A 23,357-nucleotide genomic window follows, 5' to 3' on the forward strand; every position below is an offset into this window, starting at 1 on the left:
CAAGGTACCGTCTGTTCCGACATATGACATATATCGGCGTGAAGTTCGAGGCGTAAGATCTGGAGCGAGAGAAGCTCCGGATCTGGATGAAAAGGCCAACAGGAGACCTTCGCCGGGAATGTCACCTGTTGGCGGAAGCCTGGCGTAGTTGCTACGCATTCCTGGTCTCAGGCTAGTCCGAGACGTCTACGCAGTTCTTCGTTCTCTGCACGCAGCATTACGGCAAGTTCCTGGCGCAGTTTGAGGTTCTCTGCTTCAAGCGCGACGAGGGTGGCGAGATCATCGCCGGATGACAGTGGGGATGATCCGGAATCTGTTTTTGCCGCAGAGTTCTTCCAGTTGTAGTAGGTCTGCTCGCTCACCCCAGCCTGCTGCAATGCTGCCTTGAGAGTGGTCTTACCGCCTTTTGTTGCTTTTTCGATGGAAGCGAAGATCGATGCGCGTTGAGCCGGCGTGTACGTGGTTCGCTTGCGTGCTGCCGGTGAAACTGAAACCGGTTCAGCCTTTGCTGCAGTCTTCGCAGTCCTGGTGGATCTCGTACCAGATTTGGTTTCCATTGAAGCAGAGGCCGTCTCGGTTCTTTTTGATTTTTCCGCCCCTTTCTTTCGCGGTGCGCGCGTCTTTGGTTTTTCGCTGACAGGTTCAGCCGCTTTGGTTTCCGCTACAGCTGGATTTGTTTCTGTATTTAGTTCATCAGCCACGTGGAGTTTCTCCTGTTTTGCTAATCGGGATTGGCTCGGCCGCAGACTATATAGATCATTGTTTAATGTGGAAATAAGATCCGGAACTTCATTTGAGCGATGAAAGGCATCTCTGGAAAACGTTGTAACAATAATCCGCTGTGCCGGACGTTGAAATCCCGAAGCGAAATCTATACGTAGCGGTATAGATTTACTGCACGTCCTTTTGTCATTTTCCAGAGATAGTTATTCTCGGATGAAGAACCCAATCCGCAACGTCGTCGTTGAATATAGAAACAAACGTGCCCGCAAGGGGAGTGTCTCCCTGTGGGGCAACCTTGATTTGAAGTCTATTGCGCGGGAAGTCGAAGCAGGTGCAATGCAAACTCCCGTGCATATGCGAGCTGACGCTGGTCTGCCTGGACCAGATGACAATAAGGTTGCGCTCGAAGAGCCACAAATTGTACCGCAAATTGTGACAAAAGAGGCGCTGAAGGACGCCCGAGGGATTTTGCCATCAATGCTTTGGACGCAGAACGGGTAATGATCAAACCTGATCCGACACCAAAGTCGAAAATCACCGAAGAATCTGTCGTCGGGCAGAAAATTACTACTAATCGGCGGGGCGTGAAAAAGCGTATGCCGCAGAATGGGAAAACGGCAACACGTCTCATTGAGACAACGGATATTATTGCTGAACTATCGATCCTTGAACACGAAAACGTTTCTCTCAAGCGCGAACTGATGGCAAAACTCCGCGCTGAGAACGAAAATCTGAATGCGATGCTCAAACGGGCCGAGCAGCGCTCGATTTTAAGTAAAGGTTGAATCGGCTTTAGCGAGGCCAGCATCCATCTGGATGCCTGCTTCCATGACCACTCACCGAGGATAGTCTTGCATTCTGGCCACACAGGCATGATCAGTTTATCCTCGACAACGCGATCCAGTTTTAGGTCCTGTTGGACTCGGTAGGGAGAGGAGGACAGACGATGAAATCATGGGGTGTGCGTCTCGTCGCGGGATTGAAGAACTGGCGAACACGCAAGGAAGATGCGGTGCCAGATGCAATACCGGATTCCGGGCACGCAGAGCAGCCCGATCAAGTGCCAACAGAATCGATCGAAGTCAGGTCGACAGGCTTTAATGAAAAAGCCTCCAGGGGAAATCCGCAATATGCAGATGTGCAAAAGGCGGACCACAGCGACGAACCGAAAACGCTTGAGACGTCGTCAGGTCGAGAGGAACAGACCGATCAGGAGATCAATGAGCCTTCGACCTTAACATCCACGTTCCCAAAACTTCCAAAGCAATCCAGAGCGAGAATATCAAAAACCGCGGGCCAACCGACGAAAGCCAGGAAACCGGCAGAACAGGCGCGAGCCCGGGTTGATGAAACTTCTAACGGAGAAGGCCTTGCAAGAAGCGGCATCGGCCGAGCCGACCAAGAGCTGAAAAAACGAGTTACCGGTAAGGTTTTGACGAAGAGTTCTCGTAGAACCGGTAACAAGGCTCTTGTCCCGACCGGTCGCAAAAATTCACCGCCGCCGGTTGCGGTTCCGGAAACCACAGCTTTTCAGGAACCATCCACTCATGGTCAGTTTCCGCAAACCGGGAGCAATGGACGAAAATGCTGCAATCTCCGTTCTTCCGGCATCCCCTCACAAGCGCTCTCCTCGCAGAAAGCAACAAACTGTGGAGGAACAGGTGACCCCCGAGGAACTCGCCGAGTTGGAAGCAGAAAATACTCGACTAAAGCTTCTTCTCCACGACAGGCTGAGTGCCAAACAGGAGGATTCAGGAAACTGAGATTACCGTTTGGCCCGTCTGCGCCAATCTGGCTCGAGGGAATCCCGGAACAGCCAAGCATATCAGTTGGTCCGGATCGAAAGGAATTATTTCGCAACGCGGTTCCAAGCACCGCGCCTCGATAAATAATGCCCGGCAACATTCCAGATTGCAGAAACTGCCAAAAGCGACAGTCCAATAAGGGCTTTCGACCCGCAACAACCAATGGCCCTTCATGGCCACATTTTCCATATTATGAATCGACCGCTGGCTCTGCTCTTCAATTTCGAAAGGGCGGGAAGCGATGGAATTGACCCCGGCTCAACCAGACTTGCATACGCTTTGAAGCGCTATTTGCCCTTGCTCTTATAGCAAGCCCCGAGAGCTGAAAATCAGCCGGGCCCCTCACGTCGACGTTTATCGTCACGTTTCCTGGAAAGCCATTTCTGCTTTCGACGCCAGGAGGAGGCTAGATTCAACTTGATATCAAGACAGGTGCAAATCTGCACCTAGCCAGACACGGCACTGCGCTTTCTACTTCAGGATTATCCGGGGAGGAAAACTATCCATGAATTGTGAAGCCGCAACGCCGACCATAGCTGTCACCATCCATTGTGCGACGAGACTTGTATGCCCTGGGAAAACCTCTGTCTTCGGATATCGCTAATGAGCCAGCTGCATTCTCAGGTCCGGCTGATCCGCAAGCTGCAGGAGGCTTTGGGCCACACAATTTGCGCTGCATTGGATGATCCTGCCGTTGTCGAGATTATGTGTAATCCGGACGGCCGGTTATTCATCGAACGTCTCGGACATGGCGTCGCGCCAGCGGGCACAATGTCCGCCCTTTCGGCAGAGATCATTATCGGAAGCGTTGCCCATGCCCTGCGGTCTGAAGCCGATAGGGATAGGCCTATCATATCGGGCGAACTACCGATTGGCGGACATCGTTTCGAGGGATTGTTGCCGCCGGTTGTCGTTGCGCCAGCCTTTACGGTCCGGCGTCGTGCATCGCGACTTATCAGGCTCGAGGACTACGTTCGAACGAATGTAATGACGTCGACACAAGCCGGTCTCTTGAGGAATGCGGCCCGTGATAGACTCAACATCGTTGTCTCGGGGGGAACCGGATCGGGCAAGACAACTCTTGCCAACGCTGTTATCGCCGAGATTATCGAGACCGCTCCACGTGATCGGATTGTGGTCCTTGAGGACACAGCCGAGATTCAATGCGCTGCCGAAAACGCGCTTTTCCTTCGTACGAGCGACAACGTGGATATGGCTCGCCTGCTCAAGAGCACCATGCGTTTGCGCCCCGACCGGATTATCGTCGGCGAGGTACGCGACGGGGCCGCGCTGACGCTCCTGAAGAGCTGGAACACCGGCCATCCGGGCGGTGTAACAACGGTTCATTCAAACACCGCCAAATCAGCGCTACGTCGGTTAGAGCAGCTTGTTGGAGAGGTCAGTCAACAGCCCATGCGAGAGGTCATCGGTGAGTCAGTGGATCTTGTTGTGTCGATAGAACGGACCAACCGCGGAAGACGCGTCCGTGAAATCATACACGTGGAAGGACACAACGGTTCTCACTACCAGACGCAACATTGCGCGCAACACGAGGGGGAAAACCATGCCCATTGAACGATACCCGGTTCTGACTGCCAGCGCCCTGACCCTTCTTTTTACGATTGCCCTTGCAGAACCCACATTTGCTTCGTCCGGAGGTGGGGGACTGCCGTGGGAAACCCCACTTCAGCAAATCCAGCAATCCATTACCGGTCCAGTGGCTGGGTTCATCGCGCTGGCAGCCGTCGCAATTGCCGGCGCCATGCTGATCTTCGGCGGCGAGCTCAATGATTTCGCAAGAAGGCTTTGTTACGTCGCGCTCGTCGGTGGGGTTTTGCTCGGTGCCACGCAGATCGTCGCCCTCTTCGGTGCGACTGGCGCCAGCATCGGCGAACCGGAATTGCAATCGGCTCCTGATATTTTTGAGCCAACGGCGCCGCTTCATACGAAACAGGAGGGGCATCATGGCTGAAGCCGATTCAAGGTTGTCCCGTTCGCGCGTCCATAGGGCTCTGTCCCGGCCGAACCTGCTGATGGGCGCCGACCGCGAGCTCGTTTTGTTGACCGCGCTTGCCGCCGTAATCCTCATCTTCGTAGTGCTGACCTGGTACGCGGCACTCTTCGGTATCGCGATCTGGCTGATCGCGGTCGGAGCATTGCGCATGATGGCAAAGGCCGATCCTTTCATGCGCCGGGTCTATATCCGGCACATCTCTTACAAGACATTCTATCGGGCGACATCGTCGCCTTGGCGCAGGTTCTGAGCGTTCGGGATGGTCGCCCTCAAATCTTTCCGCCATTCAGGACCGTCGTTTGCCGATCTGGTGCCCTATGCTGGCCTGGTCGATAACGGCGTGGTCCTGCTCAAGGACGGCTCGCTGATGGCCGGCTGGTATTTCGCTGGACCGGACAGCGAGAGCTCGACCGACGCCGAGCGCAACGAGGTGTCGCGGCAGATCAACGCGATCCTGTCCCGGCTCGGCACGGGCTGGATGATCCAGGTCGAGGCCGTCCGGATTCCGACCGGCGATTATCCAGCCGAGAACGATTGCCACTTCCCCGATGCAGTCACACGAGCGATCGATGCCGAACGGCGAGCGCATTTCCAGGAGGAGAAGGGCCATTTCGAGAGCCGGCACGCACTGATCCTGACATGGCGGCCGCCGGAGCCGCGGCGCTCGGGACTGACCCGCTATCTCTATTCGGACACGGCCAGTCGTTCGGCCACTTACGCCGACAAGGCGCTCGAAAGCTTCCTGACCTCGGTCCGCGAGGTCGAGCAATATCTCGCGAACGTTGTGTCGATCCGCCGGATGATGACACGCGAGGCGCAAGAGCGCGGCGGCTTCCGCATCGCCCGCTATGACGAACTGTTCCAGTTCATCCGCTTCTGCATCACCGGCGAAAACCACCCGGTCCGTCTTCCCGATATCCCGATGTATCTCGACTGGCTGGTGACGGCCGAGCTACAGCACGGGTTGACGCCGCTGGTCGAGAACCGCTTCCTGGGCGTCGTGGCGATCGACGGCCTGCCGGCGGAAAGCTGGCCAGGGATCCTAAACGCGCTCGACCTCATGCCGCTCACCTATCGCTGGTCATCGCGTTTCGTCTTCCTCGATGCCGAGGAGGCGAGGGCAAAGCTGGAACGCACCCGCAAGAAATGGCAGCAGAAAGTCAGGCCCTTCTTCGATCAGCTCTTCCAGACGCAAAGCCGCTCAGTCGACCAGGACGCCATGATGATGGTTGCCGAGACCGAGGACGCGATCGCAGAAGCGTCGTCGCAACTCGTTGCCTATGGCTACTACACGCCTGTCATCGTGATTTTCGACGCGCAGCAGGCTCGCCTTCGGGAAAAATGCGAGGCGGTGCGCCGGATAATCCAGGCGGAGGGGTTTGGCGCGCGCATCGAGACGCTGAATGCGACCGACGCCTTCCTCGGCAGTCTGCCGGGCGTCTCCTATGCCAATATCCGTGAGCCACTTATCAATACGCGCAATCTCGCGGATCTCATTCCGCTCAACTCGGTCTGGTCGGGAAATGCGGTGGCACCCTGTCCATTCTATCCCGCCGGATCGCCACCGCTGATGCAAGTGGCGAGCGGTTCGACGCCATTTCGCTTGAACCTTCATGTCGACGATGTTGGTCACACACTCGTCTTCGGCCCGACCGGTTCAGGCAAGTCGACGCTGCTTGCACTGATCGCCGCACAATTCAGACGCTATGCGAAGGCACAGGTATTCGCCTTTGACAAAGGGCGCTCGATGCAACCGCTGACGCTTGCCATTGGCGGGGACCATTACGAAATCGGAGGCGACGGGTCTGAAGCAGAAAAGGGAAGGTGGCTCGCCTTCTGCCCGCTGGCGGAGCTTGCCAGCGAGGGCGACCGGGCATGGGCATCGGAATGGATCGAGATGCTGATGGTTCTGCAAGGCGTCACGGTCACACCCGATCACCGCAACGCCATTTCCCGCCAGATCGCACTGTTGGGTGCCTCGCGCGGCCGCTCGCTTTCAGACTTTGTCTCAGGTGTGCAGATGCGCGAGATCAAGGATGCGCTGCACCACTACACCGTCGACGGTCCAATGGGGCAACTGCTCGATGCCGAGGAGGACGGTCTAGCGCTCAGCGCCTTTCAGTGCTTCGAGATCGAGGAACTGATGAACATGGGCGAGCGCAATCTCGTGCCCGTCCTCACCTACCTCTTCCGTCGCATCGAAAAGCGCCTGACCGGCGCACCCAGCCTGATCATTCTCGACGAGGCCTGGCTGATGCTCGGCCACCCGGTATTTCGCGACAAGATCCGCGAATGGCTGAAGGTGTTGCGTAAGGCCAATTGCGCCGTTGTGCTTGCTACCCAGTCGATCTCGGACGCCGAACGCTCAGGCATCATCGATGTGCTGAAGGAATCCTGCCCGACGAAAATCTGCCTGCCCAATGGTGCTGCGCGGGAGCCGGGAACGAGGGAGTTCTATGAGCGCATAGGCTTCAATGAGCGGCAGATCGAGATCGTCGCGACCGCAATGCCCAAACGAGACTACTACGTTGTGTCGGCGATGGGTCGAAGACTCTTCGACATGGCGCTCGGTCCCGTCGCGCTCTCCTTCGTCGGGGCGTCCGGCAAGGAAGATTTGAAGCGCATTCGCGCCCTGTATTCCGAACATGGGGGCGCCTGGCCCCTACACTGGTTGCAACAAAGGGGGATCGCCCATGCCGAAAAGCTTTTCCCGGCCAGTTAAGGTGGCGCGAGCCACCGTTATCATGGCCGCTATGCTCTCTGCCAAACTATCGGTTCCTGCCAATGCCGGCGGCGTTACCGGCCAGGCAACCGAGTGGACGCAGCTTGCCAACAATGCCGAGCTCATCTCACTGGTTGGCAAATCCGCGGAGCAGGTGAACAACCAGATCACCCAGATATCCCAGCTGGCCGAGCAGATCCAGAACCAATTGAATATCTACAAGAACATGCTGCAGAACACAGCACGGTTGCCCGGTCATATCTGGGGCCAGGTCGAAAACGACCTGAAGATCCTTCAGAACGTGGTCGCGCAGGGACAGGGCGTTGCCTTCTCGATGGGCAATGTCGATGACGTGCTCAGGCAACGCTTCCAGAGCTTTTCCGAAATGAAGAGCAATCTGCCTGATGGAACCAGTTTTTCCACGACATATCAAACCTGGTCGGATACCAATCGCGACACGATCGCCGGCACGCTGAAAGCCGCAAACCTAACCGCTGACCAGTTCTCCAGCGAGGAGAGCACGATGGCGTCGCTGCGCTCGATGTCGGAATCCGCCGACGGACAAATGAAGGCGCTGCAGGTTGGGCATCAGATCGCCGCCCAGCAAGTCGCTCAAATGCAGAAACTGCGGGGTCTCGTCTCGCAGCAGATGACCATGATGGGCACGTGGTTCCAGTCCGAGCAGGCGCAAAAGGATCTCGCACAGGCGCGACGCGAACAGTTCTTCAGTGCAACTGAGCGTGACATTCGCGGCGGCCAGACCATGGAGCCCCGCTGGTGAGTCCTCATCTGATTATCGTGCTCGTGTTTGCAGGGATGGTGGCGCTCAGTGCCGGCATCGCCACCTCGAACGTGGTTCACTCGGGTCCGGGCTCCGTGGCTGGTTCAGGCGTGGCCGCCAGGCGGCCCGCTTCCGAAACCGAAGTGCGCGATTACCGCGAAAAGTTTTTCAGTGGCGATCCGGACCGCGACATCCGTGGCGGGCAGGAGATGAAACCGCGATGGTAGTCGTCCGTCCCTCCCGGAAGCTGGAGCTCGCGTTCATTTCTATCGCCCTCATCTTGTTGGCAACAGCACCGGCACTTGCCCAACAGGGTTCAGTCTTGACCACACTGGAAAACTCCGTCGTCACGGCTGCAAAAGGCTGGGAGACAACGGTGATGAATGCGGCGCGGTCGCTGTTCTGGATTCTTGCCGGTATCGAAATCGGGATTGCCGCCGTGTGGCTGGCGATCAACGCCGCCTCGCTCGATAGCTGGTTCGCCGAACTTGTCCGGCGCATCATGTTCATCGGCCTCTTCGCCTTCATCCTCGACCAGGGACCGTCCTTCGCCAGGGCCGTGGTCGACAGCCTCTATCGGATCGGAGCTGGCGACGGTTCGGCATCGCCCGCCAACATCTTCGACGCCGGCATTCGCGTCGCGGCCACGATGTCCGAACAGGCGAAGTTCGGACTGTGGGAAGACAATTCACTGGCGATCGCCGCGGTCTTCGCAATGGTCGTGGTCGTCATCTCCTTTTCGCTGGTTGCCGCGATTTTCGTCGCCGTTATGGTGGAGATGTATGTTGGCCTGCTCGCCGGGATGATCATGCTCGGTCTTGGCGGCTCGTCTTTCACCAAGGATTTCGCGATCAGATATCTGGTCTATGCCTTCTCCGTCGGCATGAAGCTGATGGCGCTGGTGATGATTGCCAGGATAGGCTCAGACATCCTGTTAGGCCTGGCGGAGGCGCCTACGGCCACCCGCGAGCAGTTCATAACCACCCTCGCAATCGCCGGCGTTTCGGTCGTGATCTTCGTGATAGCCATGTATGTTCCACCGATCCTCCAAGGGGTGGTACAGGGCGCTTCGATTGCCGGAGGTATGGAAGCGATCCGTCATGGCGACCAGGCAGCAACATTCGCGACCGGCGGCGCTTTCCTCGGTGCGGGTGCCGCGATGAAAGGCGCCCAGACGGCAAGCTCGGCAAGGGCAGGGGGATCCTCCATGGCCGGAGCCGCTTTGCGAGGCATGGCATCGGGGATTGGTAGTGCAGGGTGGGCTGCCGGATCGGCGGCAAAGGAGAAGGCGATCGCCTCCCCCGGAGCTTACGCCGGATCGCTGCTCGGACTTGCCAATGCCAAGCTCGACCAGAAGCGTCAGCCGGACCGACCGGCGCCGCCACAGCCACCACCGCCCATCAACGAAAACAAATAGCTGGAGGATGATCGCCCATGGCCGGACGCAACTCGCCGGATGGTCCCCCTGTCGTCAATCCCTATCTCGCGGCGCGCAACGAGTGGAACGAGCGCTATGGCTCTTATGTGAAAGCCGCCGCAGCCTGGCGCATCGTCGGCGTCACCGGCATGGTCATGGCGGTAATCGGCTTCGGCTATGCGCTTTATCAAAGCACGCAGGTGAAGCTCGTTCCTTATATCGTCGAGGTCGACAAGCTCGGCACGGCCTCCAGTGCCGGCTTCCCACAACAGATCGAATATGCGGACCCGCGTGTGGTGCGCGCCACGATCGCCAGCTTCGTCTCGAATTTCCGAAGCGTGACGCCGGACGCCGTCGTCCAGAAGCAATATATCGACCGGACCTACGGCCTGCTCAGGACCGCGGATCCCGCGACCGAGAAGGTCAACGCTTGGTTCCGTTCCAATTCTCCCTTCGAGAAGGCGAAGACTGCAACGGTTGCCGTCGAGGTCAACAACATCGTTGCTCTGTCGAACCAGTCCTATCAGGTCGACTGGACCGAATTCGAGCGCGACCGCCGCGGCAAGGAGACCGCCGTCCGCCGTTTCCGCGGCATCGCCACCGTAACCCTCACGCCGCCGCAGGACGAGGGTGTCATCCGTCTCAATCCCATCGGTCTTTATCTCCGCGATTTCGACTGGACAGCGCAGCTTTGAAAGGCATGGCCCGAACATGAATATCCGACTTGAGTATTATTCGGCCATGCTGACTGCCGGTGCCATCATATCAGCGGCGCTGGCGTTCTTCGTCCTTGCACCCCTCGATGCCGTTGCGGCCGACGGCGTCACCGCCAATGAGGCAAAGGGCATGGGCATCTCCGGCCAGTGGCGCGGATCGCGTGGTCTCGTGACCAAGGGAGCCGACGGCAAGGTGAACTTTCTTTTTGGCGAGGTGCAGCCGTCGGTCGTCTGCTCACCTCTGCAGGTCTGCGACATTGAGCTTCAGGGAGGCGAGGTCGTTCGTGACGTGCTCGTCGGTGACACAGTCCGGTGGAAGGTGGAGCCGGCGACATCGGGGGCGGCCGGTGGCCAGGCGATCCACCTGATCGTCAAGCCGTCGGAGCCGGGCCTGGTAACCTCGATGGTGGTGACCACATCGCGGCGCACCTATCATATACAGCTCAAGTCCCACGCAAGCCAATATATGGCTCGCGTGGGATTCGATTATCCGGAGGACGTGTCGGCCAGACTCGCTGACATCAATGCCCGGCTCGAGGCAAGCGCCATCCCCGGAGCCGGGGTGCCAGCCGAGCAATTGGACTTTTCCTATTCGGTGTCAGGCAGAGCCGGCTGGCGGCCGACACGGGTATATTCCGACGGACTGAAAACCTACATCCAGTTTCCGCGCTCGGTTTCCGGACAGGATGCGCCGGTGCTCTTCATCACCTCCGGCGGGCAAAACCGGATCGTCAACTATCGTACGAAGGGCGACATGATGGTAGTCGACTATCAGATTGATCGCGCGGTGCTCGTCTCGGGCGTCGGCTGGAAGCAGGAGAAGGTGACGATCAAAAGGGGAGGACGGTGATGCGAGGCTTTCCCTTTCGCTCCCTACAAGGCCTGGCCGTATCGTCGGCCGTCGCCTTCGTGCTTTCCGGATGCCAGACGGTGAGTAACGAGGGGCTTGCCACGAGCAAAGCGCCGTCGGGAATCCCGGAGCAGGCCGCGAGCGCTATCGCCGGCGACCTGGTAAGCCGCCTTGCCGAGCAGATCGGTCCCGGAACGGCGACCGTTTCCCTGAAGCAGGACATTTCGCCTTTCGGCCAGGCGCTCGAGGACGCGCTCAAGGGCAAGGGTTATGCAGTCGTAACTGACCAGAAGACGGACGAAGCGGCCATCGTGCAACTGGCCTATGCGGTGATCGCGTTCGAGGGACAAGTGCTCGCTCGGCTTTAAACAAACCGTTTTGAACTCGGGCGCGCATTTATCGTGACCGCGTCCGGGGCGCAGCCGGCAAGCGCCCTGTCCGTCATGCAGCGCAGCTAGGAGAGGACGCAGGCAATGGTGCAATCGCTCAAGCTCGGCGGAGCCGTAAACGGGGAAGCGGGCTCCGGCATCAGGCGGATCAACCGTCTGCCAATCATCGCTGCGATCGTAGGTGCGGTCATTGTGCTTGCTATCGTATTCTTCGGGTTGATGAGCCGGAGGGCGCTGTTCCTGAGCGATCCCGTACCGGACTCCAGCCCCGGCAACTCCGCCTCGACCTTCGCCGACCAGATCAAGCGTGGCGTTTCGGACGGGATCATCGGTGAGCCGCAGCAAACGCAGACCTCCCAGCCGTCCCCGATCGAAATGAAGGAGGAGACGGTCGCCAATCCGTTCACGCCGCAGCCCATACCTTACCAGGAGGTGCAGTCGGATCCAGAGTCGGAAGAAGTCTGGCGAGCCCGCCTTGAACGCGAGTATCGGGAACAATATATTCGGGAACGTCATCGCCAGCAGATGGCACGCCTGCAGGCAGACAATGCAGCTCGCGATGCGCCTTTGGCCATTGATCGAAGTAAACTGGAATCGCGGGCAGGGGAAAGCGGTGACCCGTTCCGAAAGGGAGAAGGCTTGAACACGGTCAGCTCATCGACAGGCGCGACGTCTGAACTTTATGCGGCCGCCCTTCGCGCGGGGCTCAGTAGCCAAAACGCCGATCCGAATGCCCAGATGGCGAAGGAGGAGTTCTTCAATTCCGACATCAGGAAGCTCGGCTATCTGCCGAACGGCGTGGTTCCTCCGCAATCGCCCTACGAGCTGAAACGCGGCTCGGTCATTCCCGCCACACTGATCACCGGTATTAACTCGGACCTTCCCGGCCGCATCACCGCACAGGTCAGCCAGCACGTCTTCGACAGCGCGACCGGTCATCACCTGCTCATCCCGCAGGGAACCCGGCTGCTCGGCCGATATGACAGTAAGGTCTCTTTTGGCCAGTCCCGCGTCCTCGTCGTGTGGACCGATCTCATTTTTCCGAATGGATCCACGTTGCAAATTGGGGGCATGGCCGGGACCGACGCGGAAGGCTATAGCGGCTTCAACGACAAGATTGACCGCAAGTGGCTTCAGATCTTCGGCTCCGCGATCCTGACAGCAGTCATTGGGGCCGGAACCGATATGGCAATTCCGCATGATCGCAATGCCTTCGGATCGGCCAGCAGCGCCGAGGATGCAGCGCGAAGAAGCTTCGCTGAAACGTTCGGTCGGCTGGCCGACCGGACAATCCAGCGCAATATGGATGTGCAGCCGACTCTTGCAATCCGCCCGGGCTACAAGTTCAATGTTCTGGTCGATCAGGATATTATCTTTCCCGGAGTGTATCGCTAACAAGGAGAAGCAGAGAACGTAAAGATAGCGCGAACCGGGAGGAAGAACAGCGCTATACCGGAACTGACACCTCTGCCGAATCCTTGCTTGCACTATCATATCGCCTGGAAACACTATTGGGTTTCTCGGGCGATTAGACTCTTTTCCATCGTCGTTAGTCTTCAAAAGTGCTTGCTTGTACGTCCATCGGCGGGATATTTTCCAGCTTTGGCAATCTGGCGCGGTTCAAGCCGAGGGAGGCAGTAGCTGGAGGCCTGAAATTAACAGGCTGTGACTTGCGATGGGGAGAGGGCAAATGAATTACTGGCTGGATAAACTGACAGATATTACCGCTATCGGGTTAACCAAAAGCAGCCTGACCGAAGTACTGGAGGCGCTTTCGGAGGAATTTGGGTATGGCCTGTTCGCATTCTTTCACGCAGGTGCTGGACATACCTACGCTCTTTCAAATTATGATATCCAGTGGCAGCGAACCTACTTCGATAACAATTACAAAACGATTGATCCTGTCGTTCACAAAGCTAAATCGCTACGGCGTGCATTCACCTGGTCTTGGGAGGATGATCGGGCATCACTCACGAAAGCGCAGTCCCAAATGTACGCCGCATCATCTGATTTTGGAATCCGTTCCGGAATTTCGGTACCAGTGCGCACGCCAAACGGCTCAATGTCGATGTTCACGTTGGCTTGCGACAAACCTCGCGTTTCGGTCGACATCGATATAGATGCGGTTGCAGCCGCCGCCGCGGTGGGGCAGCTCCACGCTCGAATAGTGTTTACAAATACGCAGCCGACCGCAGAGGGATCGACAACATTCACTCCCAAAGAGGCGCGCTATCTTCGATGGATTGAAGCGGGGAAAACTATGCCCGAGATCGCTGCAATCGAGGGCGTGAAATACAATACGGTGCGGATAAGTCTGGAGAAAGCGAAAAAGAGGTTTGGTGTCTATAATATCGCTCAATTGACTGCCCTGGCGGTACGTCGCCGCCTCATATAAGAATAGGACCGCTCAAGGTTCGGGGACGGCTGGAACATAGCCCAGGACACCAAGCAGGCTCGAAAGCGCAGTCATTTGTGCGTGCATGGCAATCATCGCCTTGACGTATCCGAGATAGGCGGGGCCGTCCGGGGAACTGCCGTTCCGTTGTTCTTCCGGCAGATCGCCGAAGAGCGCTTCAGCCTTTGCAGCCAGTTTCCGATGTTCGACAAGCGCGTCGACCGTAAGCGATTCGAGGTCTTCCATTCCCAACACCCTCGTCAGACCAATGACTGGCCTCAGTTCCACCTCTCCGTCAAACGGCAAATGATCATCATCCATCCTGCTGTACTTTCAAAAAAGAGCCGCGGCCCGCTAACGCCGCTGGCAATAATCCTTTGACCCCAGCCCGGGGTTTAGAACACCGAACACAGTCGGGCCCTGCGACCTTTAGCACCGGAGCGCCTGGACATACATCGCAGGCCCCCGGCAAAAAGCCAGAGGATCCGATGTCGTTTCGGCCGACATCAGCCACTGTGTTCAGGGGTTCTAACGCCCCAAGACGGTGCGTTCCGTCTCGCGAAAACTTATAACGAGGTGCGGGCAACCCGCTAGACTGCGGGTCGAGAAATCTGTGATTGGCACATGATACAGCCACTGCCCGCTTTCTACTTGTCGGGAGGCGCTGAACGGGGATTGGACTTCTAGCGACATTCACCGGCCTGCTAAAGCGCCTAACAGGTCGGCGTTGCTTTCCGACAGGCGTATTCCTCCTCATGCTTTTCCGTTCAAAATGGAACAAAGCGTTTCAAAGTGCTGAAGGCGTGTCCGCTGATTAGAAACCAGGCAAGACCGCTCATTGCCAATATGCGGACATTCGTCATTACACTGGGTTTCGGGTCTGCAGGATTCTTCAACTGTGAGTGCTTGAGGACGAAACCAAACACAAGAATCAACGCTCCCAGAGCGGCCATAAGTCCAACTCCCTGTAGAGTCACCCAGGCGAGTTGATCATAAGTCCAATATCGTTTCAGGTCTTGCAGGTTTCGCCGTGGCATTGAATCATAGGCGCGCAGGAAACGTTCTGCTTTTTCGGCTAGCAATAGCTGCGAAACAGACACGGCGATCGGCAAAGATGATGCCCATATCTCTCTCGGCTTGAGGGACTGCTGGCTTGCAACGCGGCGAGCGGCAAACATTACCGAGAATCCGAACACGGTCCAGGCAAGAAACTTCGTCGCATTGGTGACGGCAGACCCGAAAAACACGTACACAAGGCACGTGACTACGACGGCAACCATACAAAAGCCAAGAACTTCCCTCGGATCCAGGTCACCACTCTGCCTCTGACCAGCTTGGACATTGATATGAGTATCCCCGCCGTGTCAAGCGAATCGAAGAATTGCCCCCCTTGCCGCATTGAGGAACTGCCCCCCTTCATTGTTTAGTGGTTTCGTTGGTTTCGAGCGCCGGTCCGGTCTTCTGCAGAAGACCGGACCGGCGCTTTTCGCGAAGACGGTAGCTGTCGCCGCGAATGGTGATCACCGTCGAGTGGTGAAGCAGGCGATCTAATATCGCCGTGGCGACAACCGGATCGCCGAAGACACTGCCCCATTCCCCCACCGAACGGTTCGACGTGATCAGGATCGAACCCTTCTCGTAGCGTCTGGACACCAGTTGGAAGAACAGGTGCGCGGCATTAGCTTCGAAAGGCAAATAGCCGAGCTCATCGATGATCAGAAGCTTCGGACGTGACAGGATCGTCAACTGTTTGTCGAGCACGCCATCGCTGTGAGCCTTTGCCAGCATCGCAACCAGAGTGGCAGCAGTGACAAAATGAACATTATAATTTTGCCGGATGGCTTCACGACCCAGGCTGACCGCCAGATGCGTCTTGCCCGTTCCGGGCGGGCCAAGGAATAAAACCGTGTCGCCATGGGCGATCCACCGGCAGGTTGCCAGTTCCCTGATCTGCCCCTGATCCAGGGAAGGCTGGGCCTCGAAGTCGAAGCCATCCAGCTCCCGAACGAAGGGGAACTGCGCCATTTTGCTCGACATGGAGATGCGCCGCTCATCGCGGCGGGCGATCTCCCGCGATACCAGAAAGGCCAGAGCCTCGCGCAGCGTCATCTTTGAACGGGCCGCTTCATCGAGCAAGGTATCGAGCTGGTCGCGAATGGCCGTCAGTTTCAGCCGATCGAGCGTCGCGATGAGCATGTCGTGATCAACATTCGTCATCACCATCCTCCTCCCGCGACAGCTTCATATTCGGCGAGCGGCCGTAAAAGGGCGGCCGGCGGATCAATCTGGTCAAAACTTTCTGTTCGCACAGCCCCTTGCGCGCCGGCAACGCCCGCAAAATGTTCCCGCTCCACGATCCGTTGCCGCCGGCCCCGACATTGGGCATGATCGGCGACGATCTGGCCGGCATGGCGAACAATCACACGTCCAGCCTGCACGACAACCTGAACGCTTTCACCGATCAGGCGCCAGGGAACCGAATAACTATTGGTGTCCAGATCGATGGCGCAATCCGCCTGGACCTTGCGGACCAGATCACGCAACTGGCCGAACGGTGCCCGGCCAGCCAGAGGTCGAAGTGCATCAGCTTCCCCCGCAAAACGTTCGATCGGCGCAACTCCGGTCGTGCCGTGGATACGAACGTCGGCAATCTCCCGTGTCCACCTGTCCAGGTGTGCTTCAAATGCGGCCCAGCTTTCAAAACGGCGGCCAGCAACCGCATTCCTTTTTACGTAGCCGACCCCGCGCTCGTCCTTGCCTTTCGTGCGGGCGCGATAGGGTGCGCAGGCACGCGGCGTGAAGCCCCAGTATCGGGCAAACGCACGGAAACGGTCATTGAACCGCACCTCGCGCGTCGCAGCATCATGATGCTCAACCAGGGCCCGTGCGTTATCAAGCAGAACTTCACAAGGCACGCCGCCGAACCGCACGAAAGCCCCTTCGATACCTTCAAACCAGTCGGTCTGCCCTTCGCGAAGAGACGCGCGGATATGAAGGCGCCGCGAGTAGCCAAGCGTTGCCACAAACAGATATATCCGAACACGCTCGCCGCCGATCCAGACGCGCGTCTGACCAAAATCGATCTGCAACTGACGGCCTGGCGGCGTCTCGAAACGAACCGTCGCCCGCTTCTGAGCCTTTAGTTCACGACGCCATCCTTGTACACGTAGTTCCACCGAGCGAAGCCCGATAACGATACCATGCTCGCTCGCCAGTTCCTGACGGATAACATCGGCATTGCCATTATGACGGAAAAAGCGCTCACGAAGCCACTCTTCCAAGCCGTCAAAAGCCGTCTTGCGAACAGGCTGCTGATATAAAACCGAGCCGCCTGCACGAAGGTAACGGCGAACGGTATTGCGAGAGCAGCCCAACTCTTGCGCTATTCGTTTGGCTCCCCAGCCATGCTCATGAAGCTGCACCATCGCCATGACTTCTTCCGCTTGAAGCATCTCATCTCCCTGCATTGCCACTGACAATGCAGGCTGCGCCGGAATCTCTTGCGCCATCAATCTGTCCTCTCTTCACAGAGGGGTCAGTTCCTCGTTTCGTCCGGGGGGCAATTTCTCATTTCGCCTGACACGCCGATATGTATGCGAGAATTTTCTATTATCCCGGCCTGTAGGATGTTTGTATCTCTTGTTCGGAAGGAAGCTATCAATTCCTGTCTTTCAGAGGGTGCGAAAAGCCAGTTTAACAGCACACCGAGCACATTGCCGGCAACAAGATTGATGATTGGCACGGCGAGAATTTTGTTAATCCACTCCATATGAGCTTCCTTTGTCAGTAAATGTTGGCTCACCTGGCAAAAGTCCGGTTAACATCTAATTTAATTGGTGCTCTTCGGCATTGTTCCGGTCACTCGACGGAACGATGTTGGGTTTCGGAGATGACGGTTCGGGCTTTCGTCTTGGAAGAAGCCCCGTACTCTCACATTCTGCCGGACCTGAACCAGGATCTTCGGCAAGCTTCTGATCACCAATGACGCCACAATCGATCACGAGTGCCCGCTTGCGACTTCGAGCTGACACACGAGAGAATTCCAAATAAAAGAATCAGGCGGCTGGCCCCAAATGGGAGAGCCCTATCCGGGCAGGGCGACCTAGATCTGCGCGTTATGCACCTGCTTGTACTCCATTGAAGTTGGCGAGAATTCGGGCGCGCTTGACGACGGCCCCTCTCACGGAAGCGACGAGTTGATCTGGGAAGGTGCTGGGTAGAGTGGCGATGACAGCATCCGCCTTTTCGAGCGCAGTTGCGGCAATGTCTTCGCAGAGCGCGCGTATTAGCGAAGGGCCGACACCTGCTTGCTCTGCGGTTTGTAGAAAATGGCGAGGCATGATGCTGTCGACCAGATAGTGGCGATTTATGCCAACAGACATAGCAAGTTTGAATTCTCTCTGTTGAATTTGTCTGGAATCGAGACTGGGCTGCGCCGTCAGGATGTCATAGAGCGGGGTTAGGCGACAGCGCCCGCCGGGGCCAAGCGTTATGCTGAAATTTTTTGCGTGACCGTCGGTGGCCCCGAGCACCCAGAAGATGATACAAGCACGCATAAAGGTGGCAATATCGTCTTCGGGCGTGTCGCTCCCCTTCAGGAGTTCGATGATGTCGCGCATGCCGGGGCCGCCATCGGACTGATATTTGCGAGAAGGGGGAACAGAAAGCGCTTGGCAAATATCCTCTTGAGGGACGCGCAGAAGACGACCGCCCGTGGTCCAAAGCCGATCGAAACGTTCGACGATCAGTGTGCGTTTCCCGCCGAAATCGGCAATCTCGGTATGGGCGGTCGGTACCCCGAGCGCGGCCATTAGTTTTGCGCAGAAGTGCTCATTCTCGACACTGTTTGAGAGGTCAATGCCGTTCGGGAGCTGGCCGATTTGCGGCTTGAGGATATGAGTGGTGGCGGTAGTGCCATTGGGTTTGAACCATTGTCCGTCCTTGCGCAGCAAGGCGGTCTTTTCCTGTGCACCAGCAATCGAAATGCGAAAATCTTGATCCTTACCCATCCCGAGAGGGGCGCTGGCGAGGTTGTTGACGATGGCGGCAATCTCGTCGTCCGAGACGGGATTGCCATCCGTTGTACCGGCCGCACCGGGGTTGATGCTGTCCGGTAGAAACTGGAGTGCACCAACGCAGTCATGACCAAGAGCGGCAAGCAAGTTGTAGGCGTCCATGCCGCCCGCGCCGACACGTTCGGCCACACGCTTGCGTATAGCGTCGCTATCCGGGAGGAGGTTGTCGAAGACGTTGATGACCGGCGCGCCGATATAGCGATCCTCGCGCAAAGGCAGAGAGAGCGAAACCGGGAAACTGTTCTCCCAGGCAAGCCATTCGCCTGCATATTGAAAGTCGATCGCGCCGGTGGATTCTCGGCGCAGGGTTCCCACGAGGCGACCGTTCAAGAAGACGTTGAGGGGCACGTGCGCACGACGGCGTGCCATTAGAACAAATCCTCAATGTCGGCAGCGCTCGTTTTGCTGCGCGTGCGGACCACGAGCTCAAGGTCGAGAGCGGATAAGGCCGCCATCAGCGTGCGCAGTTGGACGGCCGGCTCCCCCGCCTCCAGGCGGGAGACGGTACCTTGGCGCAGACGGATATGGTCGCCGAGCGCGCCCTGTGTCAGACCGGCTTTTTTGCGGACCCGGCGCAGAATGGCACCTAGTTGCTTTTCGTTGCGAGCAATTTGGTCGATCATGGAAACCTCCATAGCACCAATATACGCGGACGCGTATTGATTGTCCATATACGGATTTGCGTATAAACTCGATGTATACGCGTATGCGTATAACGGCGTCCTATACGCGAATGCGTCTACCAAGCGCGAGTGGGAGCGGCGTGGGAAGCGTAATCCAGGAAATGATGACTTTAAACAGGAGGGCAGCGGGTCCCGGCCTTCGGACCGGACACTGGCCTTGACAGGCGGACGCGGCGGCTGGGAATGCCGATATTTACGAGTGTCCTACACGTCAATTACAGCTTTGCAATTCTCCGGCGTTTGATCTTCGCTGATCGCCAGACGCCACCGGGCGCGTGAGCATAGGACAGGTATCGTAACCTCCAAATCTGTCACTTTTGCCAGATAGCAACCGAGGAAACATTCTGGCCTCTTCCAGTCCACTTACTGGAAGGTCAGCATATGAAAGTTCTCAAGGCACATGATCGGGAACGGCATCCCGAGCTATTCGATCAGATGTTTCGAGGTCGGGCCGAGGTTTTTCTTCGGCGCCTGCGATGGCCAGTCACCGTACGAGACGGTCTCGAAACAGACTATTACGATGAAGAATGCGACCCGGCCTATCTGGTCGATCTCGATGAGGAGGGTGTCGTTCGGGGTTCACTTAGATTGCTCCCGACAACATCCATGACAATGATCCGGAGAGAGTTCCTGGACTTCTTCGAGGAGCGGGTCGATTTTGTCGACCCGAATATGTGGGAATGCACGAAGTTTTGCGTTCATGCGGCTGACAGCACCACGTCTGTTCGCCTGCTGATCGGCCTTCACAAGCTTTGTACAAATTGCGGCATCGAACGGATCGTTGGCCTTTATGAGCTCCCGATGGAACGCGTCTATGCGCGAATCGGATGGAAGCCTCGCCGCATAGCCGCCGCGAAACCGGGTCTGGTGAAACTCGGCGTCGGGGTGTGGACCGCCGACCTGAGTTCGCTTCAGCGGATGGAAGCGAAACTCGCCATGCGCGGCGGTCTCCCGGGACTCTGACCAGCCACACTATCGGGCAACCTATCCAGATGAACTGACAAAGCCGCCGCCCTGCGACGGCGGGAGAAGCCATGGACATGCTGCACGCCATCAATCTGCCAAGGCCCGCGACGAGATCATTGGACCAGAGAGCCGAGGAGCTGAGCGGTTCGAGCGGCACTCATCGGACCATGGACGCTCAATCGGATAATCCGGAAAAAGATCCAGCTTTGCTGCGCGTCGTTGCCGTGGCCGCGCCTGACTGGGTGCGGGGACGAAAGGGTGACAAGGCGTTGAACAGCCGGGATCCGGCAAGCCTCTTCAACGCGTGCCGCATCGCCGCTTCCAGAGCACTATCCGGGGAAGGCGCGTGGGGGAAGGGCAACTGGGCAAAAGGTGGCCGCCATCGGATACGACGGAATTTCATGCTTATGTATTCGCTCGACGATATGCCCTGTTTTGTTCGCCTCCTCGAAGTGGAAAAGCCCAATATTCTTCTGATTGGCGCGATGTCCCTGTGTATGCCCGGCGCAGTCGAATGTGCCAGGACAGCCCGCGAAATGCTCGGTAACGATGTTCTTATAATACTTGGCGGAAGGCATCCGACCGAAACCATTTATCTCCGGGATAGTCGTGCGCGCCAGCCTGCCGATGTTCTTCACCATACCGCCTCTCCAGCGCGATTGATCCGCCAGGGACATATTCCGCCGCTCTTCGATGCCGTAATCTCCGGAGAGGCTGAATACCTCATCGCCGAACTTGGCGAGGTTGTCGCCCGCGGCGGACCGGGCGGCGATCACGGGGAATTATTCCGCCAGCTTCCGGTAGACATTGCCGGAGACTGGATTGTCTCCTTGCCCGATGGCGAGGAAATCGTCAGTGCAGGTCTTCCGATTAATCCGAACGACCTGCCACCCCTGGCGCCGCTCTTTGGCGTATCGACGTCGTTTGGTGTGTTCGGCGGTCGGATGACTGCCCACGTATTCAGCGACACCGGAAGGGGCTGCGTCTACGATTGCGACTTTTGCAGCGAACGAAGCAGCATCACCGGGTCACTCTCAGACCTCGCTCGTGCGCCGCAGCGCTTGTACAGGCAGATGGCGGAATCGGCTCGCGTCATCGGCGAAGACCATCCAGGACAGGGCGCGAGTGCTTTTGTGGAAGATTCTGTCTTGCTGGGCGGTAGCCCGCGCGCCCTCGACGCCTTGTGCGATTTGCTCGAGAAACAGCCCCTTCCGCTGGAATTCGGAGCACAATTGACAATAGACCAGATCCTGAAACGGGAAGAGCAACTGAAGCGGTTGTCGGGAGTCGGATTACGCTACCTGTTCATCGGCGTCGAAACTTTTGATCCCACAGAAATAGGGGGAATGAGCAAGGACATCGGATCGAAGACTGCAAGCTGGCATGACCGCTTTCGGCACGTAATCGATATCCTGTCGCGGAACGATATAGCTTGCGGTTGCGCGTTGCTGTTTGGGCTCGGCGAAAGACATGAAAGCCGTATTGCCCTGCTGGACACATTGATCGAGGAAAAACGGGCGCGGGGCTTACCTGTTGCGGTGAGCGCCAACTGGGCGGTGCTGCATCCGTTGCGCAACCGTGCATCCGATCCTGGATTTGATTACCTCGAATGGGGAACGCCCCCCGGCCCGTATCTGGATCTTTTTCATCGCTTCGGGGAGGCGTCGCTCAGATATTGTCTTGCTGCCGACGCAAGGCCTTCCCTCCATGAACTGGAGGAAATCGTCGCAAAGATGGAAACATTCGAAACCATATCGCGGTAAACCGGACTTTACCCGCGGATGGTGCTTCTGGATATATTGTAGTGCCCCAGAGGAGCATCGTGCTGTCGTGCAAGCCACCAGTGGGTTCCACCGCGACTCCTCGGGAACGGGGGAGGTCGCGTTACCGCAGCGGGACCATTGCATTATTGCCGGTTTTGGTACCTCCCCGCAAAAAGGGAGGAAGATGATGTTTTTGCTTGAACAGGCTCTTGAGGATCTCGCTAAAGTAGAATCCATGACTGCCCTCGAATGCTACGTGGATCAATTGCGGTCCACCTATGCTGTAGCGAACATGGTGCTTCATGTTATCTCTTCGCCCAGGGTCGGGTTGAGCGATCCGCTCATCATAGCAACCTACGAAGAGCACTGGAAAACCCGGTACTTCGAGCGGGACTATTTCCAGATCGATCCGGTGGTGCAAGAGGGTGCAAAAAGCTTCCTGCCGCTGGATTGGACCGACATCGACAGGTCAAGTCCCCGCATGCGGGCGTTGTTTGCAGAGGCTGAATCCTATGGTGTGGGTACCCAGGGCATTTCAGTTTCCATCCGCGGCCCGCGCCGGGAGACAGCGCTGGTCACACTCACTTCATTTGAAACCGATGAAAGCTGGCTTCAACGGCGCGCTTCGCTGCTGCGCGACTTCCACTCGCTCGCCCACTTCCTGCTCGATCGCAGTTTGGTTCTCGCGGGTCTCGCATCAAGATTACCGGCAACAAAACTGTCTCCCCGCGAAAAGCAGTGCCTGGAACTGCTTGCACGTGGCGACGCCCCAAAGAAAATCGCCCATCGGCTTGATCTGTCGATAAGAACTGTTCGTCTGTATCTCTCTTCTGCGAAACTGAAGCTGCGTGCGCCCAATATAAATGCCGCAATTGCATTGGCGGTGCACGAAGAACTCGTGGCGCTTTGCTAGCCGGCATTGTGAAATCCGATATCACCGCTGAATGCCGCAACCGGTAAATCAGCGCGATCGATTCATCGCCAGACGATCCGGACGGGTTTGCGCGCCTCGCATTGCCATCGTGTGTGAAAATCGCGGGTCCCATTCCCAAGATGCC

General features: G+C 57.4%; 24 protein-coding genes and 1 pseudogene. 18 read left to right on the forward strand and 7 right to left on the reverse strand.

Annotation, left to right across the window (positions count from 1 at the left end; genetic code table 11):
- Positions 1 to 167: 167 nt before the first annotated feature.
- Positions 168 to 557 (reverse strand): transposase, encoded by a 390-nt coding sequence (locus tag MKS82_RS00985; RefSeq protein WP_240578253.1) that lies wholly within the window; start codon positions 555 to 557, stop codon positions 168 to 170.
- Positions 558 to 936: 379 nt separating this feature from the next.
- Between MKS82_RS00985 and MKS82_RS00990 the strand changes: the two genes are divergently transcribed.
- The 15 genes and pseudogenes from MKS82_RS00990 (at position 937) to traR (ending at position 13,812) form a co-directional block, all read left to right on the forward strand.
- Positions 937 to 1,224 carry a hypothetical protein gene (locus MKS82_RS00990; RefSeq protein WP_196108498.1) on the forward strand — a complete coding sequence of 96 codons (288 nt, stop codon included), beginning with the start codon at positions 937 to 939 and terminating at the stop codon, positions 1,222 to 1,224.
- Positions 1,224 to 1,508 (forward strand): hypothetical protein, encoded by a 285-nt coding sequence (locus tag MKS82_RS00995; protein ID WP_196108468.1) that lies wholly within the window; start codon positions 1,224 to 1,226, stop codon positions 1,506 to 1,508. Before MKS82_RS00990 ends, MKS82_RS00995 begins: the two co-directional genes overlap by 1 nt.
- 161 nt (positions 1,509 to 1,669) lie before the next feature.
- A complete protein-coding gene (locus MKS82_RS01000) occupies positions 1,670 to 2,611 on the forward strand; it encodes a hypothetical protein (RefSeq protein WP_196108467.1) in 942 nt (313 codons plus the stop codon).
- Between the two features lie 520 nt (positions 2,612 to 3,131).
- Complete coding sequence (gene trbB, locus MKS82_RS01005; RefSeq protein WP_196108466.1) at positions 3,132 to 4,103, forward strand: P-type conjugative transfer ATPase TrbB; 972 nt, start codon at positions 3,132 to 3,134, stop codon at positions 4,101 to 4,103.
- Positions 4,093 to 4,500, forward strand: a complete 408-nt coding sequence (gene trbC, locus MKS82_RS01010) for a conjugal transfer pilin TrbC (RefSeq protein ID WP_196108465.1) — start codon at positions 4,093 to 4,095, stop codon at positions 4,498 to 4,500. Before trbB ends, trbC begins: the two co-directional genes overlap by 11 nt.
- On the forward strand, positions 4,493 to 4,792 hold the full coding sequence (locus MKS82_RS01015) for a conjugal transfer protein TrbD (protein ID WP_021586745.1): 300 nt from the start codon (positions 4,493 to 4,495) through the stop codon (positions 4,790 to 4,792). Before trbC ends, MKS82_RS01015 begins: the two co-directional genes overlap by 8 nt.
- A gap of 9 nt (positions 4,793 to 4,801) precedes the next feature.
- Positions 4,802 to 7,264, forward strand: a complete 2,463-nt coding sequence (locus MKS82_RS01020; RefSeq protein WP_112672686.1) for a conjugal transfer protein TrbE — start codon at positions 4,802 to 4,804, stop codon at positions 7,262 to 7,264.
- Positions 7,236 to 8,045 carry a P-type conjugative transfer protein TrbJ gene (gene trbJ / locus MKS82_RS01025; RefSeq protein ID WP_031346730.1) on the forward strand — a complete coding sequence of 270 codons (810 nt, stop codon included), beginning with the start codon at positions 7,236 to 7,238 and terminating at the stop codon, positions 8,043 to 8,045. Before MKS82_RS01020 ends, trbJ begins: the two co-directional genes overlap by 29 nt.
- The gene (trbK, locus tag MKS82_RS01030; protein WP_021586748.1) at positions 8,042 to 8,272 is read left to right on the forward strand and encodes an entry exclusion protein TrbK; all 231 of its coding nucleotides are present in this window, start codon (positions 8,042 to 8,044) and stop codon (positions 8,270 to 8,272) included. The genes trbJ and trbK overlap by 4 nt, the downstream gene beginning before the upstream one ends.
- Positions 8,266 to 9,462, forward strand: coding sequence for a P-type conjugative transfer protein TrbL (gene trbL / locus MKS82_RS01035; protein ID WP_196108464.1), 1,197 nt, complete (start codon positions 8,266 to 8,268; stop codon positions 9,460 to 9,462). The genes trbK and trbL overlap by 7 nt, the downstream gene beginning before the upstream one ends.
- Before the next feature lie 17 nt (positions 9,463 to 9,479).
- Positions 9,480 to 10,157, forward strand: coding sequence for a conjugal transfer protein TrbF (locus tag MKS82_RS01040; RefSeq protein WP_021586750.1), 678 nt, complete (start codon positions 9,480 to 9,482; stop codon positions 10,155 to 10,157).
- Between the two features lie 16 nt (positions 10,158 to 10,173).
- A complete protein-coding gene (gene trbG / locus MKS82_RS01045; RefSeq protein WP_112672682.1) occupies positions 10,174 to 11,028 on the forward strand; it encodes a P-type conjugative transfer protein TrbG in 855 nt (284 codons plus the stop codon).
- Positions 11,028 to 11,486, forward strand: a pseudogene (trbH, locus tag MKS82_RS01050) (conjugal transfer protein TrbH). Before trbG ends, trbH begins: the two are co-directional and overlap by 1 nt.
- A 15-nt stretch (positions 11,487 to 11,501) precedes the next feature.
- On the forward strand, positions 11,502 to 12,812 hold the full coding sequence (trbI, locus tag MKS82_RS01055) for an IncP-type conjugal transfer protein TrbI (RefSeq protein ID WP_021586753.1): 1,311 nt from the start codon (positions 11,502 to 11,504) through the stop codon (positions 12,810 to 12,812).
- Positions 12,813 to 13,107: 295 nt separating this feature from the next.
- Positions 13,108 to 13,812 carry an autoinducer-binding transcriptional regulator TraR gene (gene traR / locus MKS82_RS01060; protein ID WP_021586754.1) on the forward strand — a complete coding sequence of 235 codons (705 nt, stop codon included), beginning with the start codon at positions 13,108 to 13,110 and terminating at the stop codon, positions 13,810 to 13,812.
- Between the two features lie 12 nt (positions 13,813 to 13,824).
- Here the strand turns inward: traR and MKS82_RS01065 are convergent, their stop codons facing one another.
- The 6 genes from MKS82_RS01065 to MKS82_RS01090 form a co-directional block, all read right to left on the reverse strand.
- Complete coding sequence (locus MKS82_RS01065; RefSeq protein ID WP_196108463.1) at positions 13,825 to 14,133, reverse strand: transcriptional repressor TraM; 309 nt, start codon at positions 14,131 to 14,133, stop codon at positions 13,825 to 13,827.
- 446 nt (positions 14,134 to 14,579) lie between these two features.
- Positions 14,580 to 14,990, reverse strand: coding sequence for a hypothetical protein (locus MKS82_RS01070; protein ID WP_240578255.1), 411 nt, complete (start codon positions 14,988 to 14,990; stop codon positions 14,580 to 14,582).
- 238 nt (positions 14,991 to 15,228) lie between these two features.
- A complete protein-coding gene (gene istB, locus MKS82_RS01075) occupies positions 15,229 to 16,029 on the reverse strand; it encodes an IS21-like element helper ATPase IstB (protein WP_196107742.1) in 801 nt (266 codons plus the stop codon).
- Positions 16,029 to 17,321, reverse strand: a complete 1,293-nt coding sequence (gene istA, locus MKS82_RS01080) for an IS21 family transposase (protein ID WP_196107743.1) — start codon at positions 17,319 to 17,321, stop codon at positions 16,029 to 16,031. The genes istB and istA overlap by 1 nt, the downstream gene beginning before the upstream one ends.
- Before the next feature lie 606 nt (positions 17,322 to 17,927).
- Entirely contained in the window at positions 17,928 to 19,256 is a 1,329-nt protein-coding gene (locus MKS82_RS01085; RefSeq protein ID WP_196107420.1) for a type II toxin-antitoxin system HipA family toxin, read from the reverse strand.
- A complete protein-coding gene (locus MKS82_RS01090; protein WP_021586758.1) occupies positions 19,256 to 19,510 on the reverse strand; it encodes a helix-turn-helix domain-containing protein in 255 nt (84 codons plus the stop codon). The genes MKS82_RS01085 and MKS82_RS01090 overlap by 1 nt, the downstream gene beginning before the upstream one ends.
- A 441-nt stretch (positions 19,511 to 19,951) precedes the next feature.
- On the opposite strand from MKS82_RS01090, the gene MKS82_RS01095 reads away from it, so the two are divergent.
- The 3 genes from MKS82_RS01095 (at position 19,952) to MKS82_RS01105 (ending at position 23,212) form a co-directional block, all read left to right on the forward strand.
- Complete coding sequence (locus MKS82_RS01095; protein WP_196107419.1) at positions 19,952 to 20,533, forward strand: acyl-homoserine-lactone synthase; 582 nt, start codon at positions 19,952 to 19,954, stop codon at positions 20,531 to 20,533.
- Between the two features lie 170 nt (positions 20,534 to 20,703).
- Complete coding sequence (locus MKS82_RS01100) at positions 20,704 to 22,299, forward strand: B12-binding domain/radical SAM domain-containing protein (protein ID WP_112672694.1); 1,596 nt, start codon at positions 20,704 to 20,706, stop codon at positions 22,297 to 22,299.
- 67 nt (positions 22,300 to 22,366) lie between these two features.
- Positions 22,367 to 23,212 carry a helix-turn-helix transcriptional regulator gene (locus MKS82_RS01105; protein WP_162713542.1) on the forward strand — a complete coding sequence of 282 codons (846 nt, stop codon included), beginning with the start codon at positions 22,367 to 22,369 and terminating at the stop codon, positions 23,210 to 23,212.
- The last annotated feature ends 145 nt before the right edge of the window (positions 23,213 to 23,357 follow it).

This window comes from Ochrobactrum sp. A-1 (genome assembly GCF_022488005.1).
Classification (GTDB): Bacteria; Pseudomonadota; Alphaproteobacteria; order Rhizobiales; family Rhizobiaceae; genus Brucella.